The following is a 1,607-nucleotide window of genomic DNA, read 5'->3' as shown; positions in this document are numbered from 1 at the left end:
CTCTCCTGGCCTATGGACTTGTGGATAAGCCATTCTGAGAGTAAGGTGAATGAACTAACAAACCGGGAATAGCTCTTATTTTTCCTGAATTTTGTTCCAGATCCCCGGACCTAGCTAAGATTACCAATCAATGTGGTACCACGTTATGGATTCAGCAGGATTTTAAAAGTAAAACCAATGATCCGATCGTAGTCGAAATTCCTATAGGTTCATCCTATGATTATACTATTCCCGATATTGGCCTTCCATCGACGCGCTTTTGGCCAAAAAGTGGATGTAATTCCCATGGCTACGATTGCGCCGTAGGTGAATCAACCGGAGTCCCCGATGCAGAAGCTCAAGGGTACCAGCATGGTCCATATTCTCCCGATATTAATAGTAAGTTTGAGGCTACCTGGGGATGTTTAAAAGCTATTTTTGATAACAACCCCTCTTTATGTGCTTCTAATCCAAGTGATCCTAGTCATCATTTAGGGGCAGAAACATGGTGGAATGGTTCTGCAGTCGATGGTTATACCTTTCCTTATTCAATAACCGTAAAAAAGCATAACTCCACTTGTATGGATATTGTAACGGGTAAGGTTTTAGCAAATCCAGGCGTAAATTGTGGTCATCTTTCGGCAAGCTCTTGTCCGACTGCTGCTAATTTATCTACAGCAGGAAAATTTAATGTGATTAATGGGGTGAATGTCACTCAAGTCAACCTACAATGGCTCGATCAAAAAACTGGTGAACCGGTCGGATGTTTTAGCCCTTGCTCAAAATTAACCACCGCGCAAGGAAGTGATAATGGCAAAACAGGAGGTGGCTGGCGAACTATTTTAGGTGGTCTCACACCACAATCACCAGAGGCACAAATGTATTGTTGTCCCACACCACCGGTAACTCCTGGCGTTTGTAGTGCCGGTCCTGCAGCCAATAGTAGTTACTCATTATCGGTACATACTGGTCAACAATGTGATGCTTATACCTATGCTTATGACGATGCAAAAGGCTTAGCTCGTTGTGGCTCGCAAACACAGTTTGAAATCACTTTTTGTCCAAAATTAGATCCTGTTGATCCACCTCCGGTGATTAATCCTCTCTCGATGACAATAATTTTACCTGCGAAGGTAAGTGCTTTACTTGATAATGTAAAAATTAATAATAATCAAATAGTTAAAATAAATAATGGCTCTATTCTGAGTGTTGAAAATGGCCCTTCTTGTACGATGGGAATCGATAATAAATCGATAGTACGGGGTGTAAGTGGTTCCTTATGTGGGCAATTGATAGTTGATAACACAAACAAAAGGATTACCTTTCCTGCATCAGGTCCAATTTCAAGTCTAAATCTACAATTTAATATGAATACTAGTGTTGGGATCTCTGCTTATTTAAATGGAAATTTAATAGTTAACGCAACCCCTATGGAAAGTAAAGGCCTGCCAATGAATTCGGTCTTAACTGCTTACCAAGGGAATAAGCAAGGAAGTTGTAATTTGACTATTAACTCATGTTACGCACGGTCAATTTTAAGCTGCCATATTTTTAAGCTCCTGCCAAGCAATCTGGTTCGCTCTAAGAATCAATTTGTACTTAATAGCAAAGTGATTTAAATGAGTTTT

General features: G+C 40.3%; 1 protein-coding gene. It reads left to right on the top strand.

Going from position 1 to position 1,607, the window contains the following annotated elements; genetic code table 11:
- Nucleotides 1-560 precede the first annotated feature (560 nt).
- Nucleotides 561-1,598 (top strand): hypothetical protein, encoded by a 1,038-nt coding sequence (locus ELY15_RS15685; protein ID WP_158617532.1) that lies wholly within the window; start codon nucleotides 561-563, stop codon nucleotides 1,596-1,598.
- The last annotated feature ends 9 nt before the right edge of the window (nucleotides 1,599-1,607 follow it).

Origin of the sequence: Legionella sp. km772, from assembly GCF_003989735.1 — a bacterium.
Lineage (GTDB): Bacteria > Pseudomonadota > Gammaproteobacteria > Legionellales > Legionellaceae > Legionella.
This window is presented reverse-complemented; position numbering and strand designations above follow the sequence as displayed.